Origin of the sequence: Streptomyces hirsutus, assembly GCF_001418415.1 — a bacterium.
Taxonomy (GTDB): domain Bacteria; phylum Actinomycetota; class Actinomycetes; order Streptomycetales; family Streptomycetaceae; genus Streptomyces; species Streptomyces hirsutus.
In genome coordinates, this window is record NZ_LIQT01000591.1 from 1 (window position 1) to 7423 (window position 7423).

Sequence of the window (7423 nt, forward strand, 5' to 3'; positions counted from 1 at the left end):
GGGCAGCCGTACGGCTGCCCGGCCGGTCAGTCCGGCTACTACGGGCGCGGGCCGATCCAGCTGAGCTGGAACTTCAACTACAAGGCCGCGGGCGATGCGCTCGGCATCGATCTGCTGAACAACCCCTGGCTGGTGCAGAACGACGCGTCCGTCGCCTGGAAGACGGCCCTGTGGTACTGGAACACCCAGTCCGGTCCCGGCAGCATGACGGGGCACAACGCCATGGTCAACCAGGCCGGTTTCGGCCAGACGATCCGCAGCATCAACGGCTCCCTGGAGTGCGACGGCCGCAACCCGGCGCAGGTGCAGAGCAGGGTGACCACGTATCAGCAGTTCACCCAGATCCTCGGGACGTCACCCGGCGGCAACCTGTACTGCTGACGCGGGACGGCCGTGCATGGTGTCATGCCCCTGGCTATCTGATCCGGCCGAGTACCGCCCACGCCCACTCCGTGTGCGTGGGCGGCGCGCGGCCATCCTTCGGACGAAGGGCACCCACCATGCGCACCCCCCACGCCCTGCTCGCCACGACCACCGCTCTTCTCGCGGCGGTCGTGGCACCGGCCCCCGCGGCCGGGGCCGACGCGGTACCGGAACCCGGCACCTTCTACGTGCAGAGCGCGGCCACAGGCCTGAACGCGGCCGGCAACGCCGGATCCGTCGAGCAGCACCGGCCCCGTGGCAATGAGGACCACCAGCAGTGGAACCTGCGCCCGAACGGCGCTTCCTCCCTCCTGGAGAACACGGACACCCCGGGTACCTGCCTGGGCCGCGTCGGCGACCAGGCCAGGACCGTCCCCTGCGCGAGCGCCGACGCGGCCTGGGACATCACCCCCGCCGGCGCCGACCGGTACACACTCGGCGCACCCGGCACCGACCGGCGCCTCACGGTCGCCCCCAGACCCCCCGGTGCCAACCACCCTGCCCAACTCGCCGTCTCCGCAGGCTCCTCGGACCTCGCCCACTGGTATCTCACCCCGGTCTCTCCCGTCACCCGCCCCATGCCGCCCCGGGACGGCCGCACCCTGGACCAGGTCACCTTCCTCACCTCGCACAACGCCTACGCCAATGGAGTCGACGGCGGCTTCGCCCCGCCCTTCGTCAACCTCTTCCCCAATCAGACGCGGGGCATCGAACGCCAACTCACCGACGGGGTACGCGGATTCATGCTGGACATCCATCAGACCCCGGACGGCGCGATCCTCTGCCACAACAGCTGCACCCTGGTCAGCAGGCCCGTCGCGCTCTGGGTGGACCTCCAGCGCATGGTCGACTTCCTCAAGGCCCACCCCGACCAGGTCGTCACCGTGTTCCTGGAGGACTACGTCGATCCCGGCGTGCTGCGCGCCGAACTCGCCCGTGTCAACGGCCTGTCGGACGTGCTCTACCGGCCGGACCGCAGCGGCGTGAGGGAGAAGGGGTGGCCGACGCTGGCGGACATGACCGCCACCGGACAACGGCTGCTGATCTTCAGTGACCACAGCCGCTCCGCCGACCAGTCCGCCGGGCTGACCCGGGACAGCTTCGGCGTCATGTACCAGCGTGAGTGGACCGTCGAGAACCACTGGTCCATGGGGTCCGGCGTCGGCGCCTCCGACTGGTCCTGCTACAGCCGCTGGTACGACGCCGGCGCCGACATCCCGCTCACCCGCACCGAGCCGGGCTTCCGCCCCCTCTTCGTCATGAACCACTTCCGGGACGCCCCGGTCGCCGACACGGCCCGCACGGACAACGGGAAACTCGCCGACCGCGCCCGCAGGTTCTGCCAGCCCGCCGCCCGCAAGAAGCCCAACTTCCTCGCCGTGGACCGCTACGACCTCGGCAACCCGGCGTCCGCCGTCGACGCCCTCAACACGTACACGTATCCGTAACCCGGGGCGGAACGGGGAGCGTTGCGCCGCCGCCGCAACGCTCCCTACACCAGCCAGATTCCGTCCCGCATGAGATGCCGCATCGGCAGTTCGTGTTCCCCGCACCAGGCCTGCACCGCCCGGGGGCGCACCCGGAAGAAGGCGTAGGCGGCCCGGTCCGCGCGCGGATCCCAGCCGGTCTTCTCCCGGAACGCCTCCGCCGCCACCGGCGGCACCTCCCGTGCGCCGTACGTCTCCACCACGCCGTCGATCAGGACGACGTCCCGCGTGTCGCCGAACGCCAGCCGGGTCCGGCCGCCCTCCCGCAGGTTGCGGCCGGTGGGGTTGGCCGGCCGGGTCGCCAGCCAGACGGCCTCGCCGTCCCACACGAACCACAGCGGCACCAGGCAGGGCAGCCCCTCGGAGTCCGCCGATGCCACCCAGACGTCCGTCTCCCGCTCCAGGCGGTCCAGGACATCGCCTCTGCGCTGCTCCCGACTCCGCTGCGGTGACTTGGTGATCTTCATGCGTGGACGGTAGCCGAGCGAGCCGCCCGGACACCTCGGGCTGTCGTCGTAGGTCTTCGGGCCCACGTCCCGGGCGCTGCCGGGAGCGGAACTGGCGCATACATACGTTTTACGTATAACCTCTGCCGATCGATCCCACCCCGGAAAGGTCCCGATGAGACGTGTCGCCCTGGTCGCCCCGGTCGTCGACGACTACGACGAGGCGATCCGCTTCTCCACCGAAGCCCTCGGATTCCGGCGCGCCGAGGACACCCCCCGGCCCGACGGATCCCGCTGGGTCGTCGTCGAACCGGACACGGGCGGCACCGGCACCGGCCTGTTGCCGGCCCGCGCCAAGGGCGACGGCCGACGAGCCCGGGTCGGCGACCAGACCGGCGGGCGCGTCGGCTTCTTCCCGCACACCGACGACTTCGCACGCGACCACGCCCGGATGACGGCCGCGGGCGTGACCTTCCTGGAGAGTCCGCGCCACGAACCGTACGGCTCGGTCGCCGTCTTCCAGGACCTGTACGGCAACCGCTGGGACCTGCTCCAGCCCGCCGGCTGATCCCGCACACCGGCATCACCACCGATTCCGCTCCCCCTTCCGCCACCGGCACCGATTCCGCCACCGACACCGAACCGCTGAGGAACGCCCGCCCATGACCGCGCCCCGCATCACCCCCGACACCGACACCCTCCGCCGGCTGCCCAAGGCCGTGCTGCACGACCACCTCGACGGCGGACTGCGGCCGGCCACCGTGGTGGAACTCGCGGACACGGTCGGCCACACCCTGCCCACCACCGACCCGGACGAGCTCGCCGCCTGGTACGTCGAGGCCGCCGACTCCGGTGACCTGGTGCGCTACATAGCCACCTTCGAGCACACCCTCGCCGTCATGCAGACCCGCGAGGGACTGCTGCGCACCGCCGAGGAGTACGTGCTCGACCTCGCCGCCGACGGTGTCGTCTACGGCGAGGTCCGCTACGCCCCCGAGTTGATGACGAAGGGCGGACTGACCCTGCCCGAGGTGGTCGAGGCCGTACAGGAGGGCCTCGCGGCCGGTATGGCCAAGGCCGCCGCGACGGGGACGCCGGTACGGGTCGGAACGCTGCTGTGCGGCATGCGGATGTTCGACCGGACGCGGGAGACCGCCGACCTGGTGGTGGCGTTCCGGGACGCGGGCGTCGTGGGCTTCGACATCGCCGGCGCAGAGGACGGCTTCCCCGCCGCCGATCACCTGGACGCCTTCGAGCACCTGCGCCGCGAGAGCGTGCCGTTCACCATCCACGCCGGCGAGGCCCACGGCCTGCCCAGCATCCACCAGGCCGTCCAACTGTGCGGCGCCCAGCGCATCGGTCACGGCGTGCGGATCACCGAGGACATCGTCGACGGCAAGCTCGGCCGGCTCGCGGGCTGGGTCCGCGACCGCCGTATCGCGCTGGAGATGTGCCCCACCTCCAACCTCCAGACCGGGGCCGCCGGTTCGATCGCCACGCACCCCATCACCGCGTTGAAGGACCTCGGCTTCTGGGTCACCCTCAACACGGACAACCGACTGGTGTCCGGCACCACGATGACTCGTGAGATGTCCCTGCTGGTGGAGCAGGCCGACTGGACCGTCGAGGATCTGCGGACCGTCACGGTGAACGCCGTCAAGAGCGCGTTCCTCCCGTTCGACGAGCGCAACGCCCTGCTCAGGGACGTGGTCCTGCCCGGCTACGACTCCGTGCGCTGAAGCAGTCCCCGTACATAGGCGGCCTGTCCGGCGTGCTGGAGATCGTCGGACAGGACGCTGACCAGGCGCACCCCCAGGCTCACGGGTGGATCCCAGCGCTCGTCCACGATGCGCTCCAGGTCCTTGGCGGCCAGCGCGCGCAGGGCGTCCAGGGTCTGCTCGTGCACCGCGTCGTAGTAGCCGGTGAGGAGGTCGCCCGAGCCGACCCGCACCTCGGCGACCCGCTCCGGGGTGTGGCCGTACCCGGTGTCGTGGCGGGGCAGGCCGAGCGCGAACCGCTTCTCGAAGCCCTGGGCGAGCCACACCTGGTCGAGCCCGAAGGCGTCCGCGACATGGTCGTCCTGGACCCGGGTGAGGTGCCAGACCAGCCAGGCGACGGAGTTGGCGCCCGGAGCCGGCACGGTGTTCAGGGTGTCGGAGCCGAGCCCGGTCACGGCGGCGTGGACCTCTTCGCGAATTCTGCCGTAGCCGTCGATGAGGATGTCCTTGGCAAGCATGGGACCACCCTCGCGCATCCCGCCGTCGTACGCGCCCTGTCCGCCCCCCTGCGCGCGCCCCGCCGGACGCGCGCGGACGTGCGCCGTCCTTCTCGCCCGCCGGCCGCTACGCCTCCCCGCCGTCCAGCAGGGCCATCAGCGCCCGCGCCGCCGGGCTGGTCGCCTCCTCGGGCGGGACCAGCACCACACTCTCGTACACCGGCTCGCCGCTGTCCTTCAGCGGCAGCGCGGTCAGCGCCGCGCGCTTGTGCCGGAAATGCTGGGGGACGACGGCGATGCCGAGGTTCTCGTCCACCAGGTCCAGCAGACTGTGCACGTCGTTCACCTCCAGCGCCACCGTGCGCCGTACGCCGGCGGTGGCGAACGCGGTGTCGGTGGCGCGGCGCGGGCCCCAGTCGGGATGGAAGTCCACGAACACCTCGCCGCCCAGATCGTGCGGGGTCAGCGGCGCCCCGGCCAGCGCCAGGCGGTGATCGGGATGGCAGAGCACGGTCATCGGCTCGCTGGTGAGGGCCACCGACCGCAACTGGTCGGGGTCCGTGTGGGTCCGGTAGGCGAAGGCCAGATCGAGGCGTCCCGCCGCGACCTCCTCCGCCAGTGCCGCCGAGCCCCCTTGCCGCAGCCGGATCTCCACGTCCGGATGGCGCCGCCGGAAATCGGCCAGCAGTTCCGCCGGATGCACCCCGGCGATGCACTGCTCGGCGCCCAGAGCGAGCGTGCCGCGCAGCACTCCCTGTACCGCGGCCACCGCCTCGTGCGCCGCCCGCACCTGCGCCAGGATCCGCTCGGCCTCCACCAGCAGCGCCCGGCCGGCCTCCGTGAGCGTCACCCTCCGGGTCGTCCGTACGAACAACGGTGTCTGCAGTTCGCGCTCCAGGGAGCGGATCGACGCCGAAAGGCCCGACTGGGAGACCAGCAGCCGCTCCGCCGCACGGGTGAAGTGCTGGTCCTCGGCGACGGCGACGAAATGCTGAAGATGACGCAGTTCCATGATTGAGAAGCGTATTCGCTGAATTCCATCGGATTCTTCTGTTGGACCGCTGCCCGCGGACCGCGACAGAGTGGAACCCGGTTCTGGTTCCACGGAGCCGGACGCCCGTGCACCCCCTCTGCGCACCAACCCCCTGGAGTCACGTTGTACACCCCGCACCCCGACCGTTACGCGGATCTGCCCTACCGGCGCACCGGACGCAGCGGGCTCATGCTTCCCGCGCTCTCGCTCGGTCTGTGGCACAACTTCGGTCCCGACCGCCCCGCCGAGACCCAGCGCGCCATCCTGCGCCGCGCCTTCGACCTCGGTGTCACCCACTTCGACCTCGCCAACAACTACGGCCCGCCCCCCGGTGCCGCCGAGTCCGCCCTCGGCGAGGCCCTGCGGGCGGACTTCGCGCCGTACCGCGACGAGCTGGTGATCTCCACCAAGGCCGGCTACCTGATGTGGCCCGGTCCGTACGGCGAATGGGGCTCCCGCAAGTACCTGCTGTCCTCGCTCGACCAGAGCCTCGGCCGCATGGGCCTCGACTACGTCGACGTCTTCTACTCGCACCGCTTCGACCCGGAGACTCCGCTGGAGGAGACGATGGGGGCCCTGCATTCGGCGGTCCAACAGGGCAAGGCGCTCTACGTCGGCGTCTCCAACTACTCCGCGGAGCAGACCCGCGAGGCCGCCCGCATCCTGGGCGAGCTGGGCACCCCGCTGCTGATCCACCAGCCCCGCTACTCGATGCTCGACCGGCGCCCGGAGGACGAAGGGCTACTGGACGCCCTGGACGAGCTCCAGGTCGGCTTCATCGCCTACTCCCCGCTGGAGCAGGGGCTGCTGACCGCCCGCTACCTCGACGGCATCCCCGAGGACTCCCGGGCCGCGAGCGACAGCCCGTTCCTGGACACCGACGCCGTCACCGGTGAGCTGGTGGAGCGGCTGCGCACGCTGAACGGGATCGCCGAGTCCCGCGGCCAGACCCTCGCGCAGATGGCGCTCGCCTGGGTGCTGCGCGGCGGACGTGTGACCTCGGCCCTGGTCGGGGCGAGCAGCCCGCGGCAGCTGGAGGACAGCGTCGCGGCCACCCGCAACCTCGACTTCGACGCGGACGAACTGGCCCGCATCGACGCCGTCGTCAAGCAGTAGGACCGGCGTCCGGCAGATCGTTTCCGGCCGTGCCGTCGACGTCATGACGGCACGGCCGGCGCCGTGCCGGTCCGCTTCGTGCCGTACCGGGCACCGCAAACACACCATTCCGGCCAACCTGAGGGGCGAATATGCCAGGAGAGTGGCCGGAAAGGCGTGGTGACAGTGATTCAGTGGTGAACATACTCGACAACGAGAGCGCTTCACCCCGCGCAACGGCGCCCTCACGCACAGCACGCGACCCACCGGAGAGCGAGCCCGGTCGGCCGACGGGCAACGCAACCGGGGGAGGGAATCGTGCACGACGAGTTCCTGTGCCACGTCACGGCGTACGGAGTCTGCGACGGCCGCCGCATCGGTGTACCCCTCGGCACGTACCGCGCTCCCACCCTGGCCCTCGCCCTGTGGTGGCTGCGCGACCGCGCCTCCTGGATCGCCGAGCGCCTCGACCCGCAGCCGGAGGCCGAGCACTTACCCCCGGGCGCGCTCGTCCCCGTCGCCGACGGGGCGCCCGACGTGCCCGCCGTGCTGCGTGCCTGGTGCGGCGACGTCGCCCACCAGGAGGAAATGGCCGAGGCCCTGGCCGCCGGACAGATGGTGCGCCTCGCCACCGGTGACGACACCACCGAGTACGAGCTCCTGGCCGAGTCCGTGGACGCCCTGCGGATGCAGCGCGCGGCCCCGGTCCTGGGCGTCCCCGTCG

At 71.3% G+C, this 7423-nt stretch carries 9 protein-coding genes; 6 read left to right on the forward strand and 3 right to left on the reverse strand.

Annotated elements, in window-relative coordinates:
* Positions 1-381: chitinase (locus AOK11_RS35170; RefSeq protein WP_240497612.1), on the forward strand; the 381-nt coding region annotated here is incomplete at its 5' end.
* Between the two features lie 119 nt (positions 382-500).
* Positions 501-1871, forward strand: a complete 1371-nt coding sequence (locus AOK11_RS35175) for a PI-PLC domain-containing protein (protein WP_055597711.1) — start codon at positions 501-503, stop codon at positions 1869-1871.
* Between the two features lie 44 nt (positions 1872-1915).
* Here AOK11_RS35175 and AOK11_RS35180 read toward each other — a convergent pair whose 3' ends face one another.
* Entirely contained in the window at positions 1916-2377 is a 462-nt protein-coding gene (locus AOK11_RS35180; protein ID WP_055597712.1) for a pyridoxamine 5'-phosphate oxidase family protein, read from the reverse strand.
* Between the two features lie 154 nt (positions 2378-2531).
* On the opposite strand from AOK11_RS35180, the gene AOK11_RS35185 reads away from it, so the two are divergent.
* Complete coding sequence (locus AOK11_RS35185) at positions 2532-2924, forward strand: VOC family protein (RefSeq protein WP_055597713.1); 393 nt, start codon at positions 2532-2534, stop codon at positions 2922-2924.
* Between the two features lie 94 nt (positions 2925-3018).
* Entirely contained in the window at positions 3019-4095 is a 1077-nt protein-coding gene (locus AOK11_RS35190; RefSeq protein ID WP_055597714.1) for an adenosine deaminase, read from the forward strand.
* Here AOK11_RS35190 and AOK11_RS35195 read toward each other — a convergent pair.
* Both AOK11_RS35195 and AOK11_RS35200 read right to left on the reverse strand, forming a co-directional pair.
* Positions 4077-4592 carry a mycothiol transferase gene (locus AOK11_RS35195; protein WP_055597715.1) on the reverse strand — a complete coding sequence of 172 codons (516 nt, stop codon included), beginning with the start codon at positions 4590-4592 and terminating at the stop codon, positions 4077-4079. The genes AOK11_RS35190 and AOK11_RS35195 overlap by 19 nt on opposite strands.
* Before the next feature lie 106 nt (positions 4593-4698).
* Entirely contained in the window at positions 4699-5583 is an 885-nt protein-coding gene (locus AOK11_RS35200) for a LysR family transcriptional regulator (protein ID WP_055597716.1), read from the reverse strand.
* A gap of 144 nt (positions 5584-5727) precedes the next feature.
* Here AOK11_RS35200 and mgrA point away from each other — a divergent pair, with 144 nt between their 5' ends.
* Together mgrA and AOK11_RS35210 are read left to right on the forward strand one after the other, a co-directional pair.
* Entirely contained in the window at positions 5728-6720 is a 993-nt protein-coding gene (gene mgrA, locus AOK11_RS35205; RefSeq protein WP_055597717.1) for an L-glyceraldehyde 3-phosphate reductase, read from the forward strand.
* A 297-nt stretch (positions 6721-7017) separates the two neighbouring features.
* Positions 7018-7423: hypothetical protein (locus AOK11_RS35210; RefSeq protein WP_055597718.1), on the forward strand; the 406-nt coding region annotated here is incomplete at its 3' end.

Excerpts from the sequence above, each read along its gene's own strand:
- AOK11_RS35185 (WP_055597713.1), top strand. The coding sequence starts at position 2,532 with ATGAGACGTGTCGCCCTGGTCGCCCCGGTCGTCGACGACTACGACGAG.
- AOK11_RS35195 (WP_055597715.1), bottom strand. The coding sequence starts at position 4,592 with ATGCTTGCCAAGGACATCCTCATCGACGGCTACGGCAGAATTCGCGAA.
- AOK11_RS35180 (WP_055597712.1), bottom strand. The coding sequence starts at position 2,377 with ATGAAGATCACCAAGTCACCGCAGCGGAGTCGGGAGCAGCGCAGAGGC.
- AOK11_RS35175 (WP_055597711.1), top strand. The coding sequence starts at position 501 with ATGCGCACCCCCCACGCCCTGCTCGCCACGACCACCGCTCTTCTCGCG.
- AOK11_RS35200 (WP_055597716.1), bottom strand. The coding sequence starts at position 5,583 with ATGGAACTGCGTCATCTTCAGCATTTCGTCGCCGTCGCCGAGGACCAG.
- AOK11_RS35190 (WP_055597714.1), top strand. The coding sequence starts at position 3,019 with ATGACCGCGCCCCGCATCACCCCCGACACCGACACCCTCCGCCGGCTG.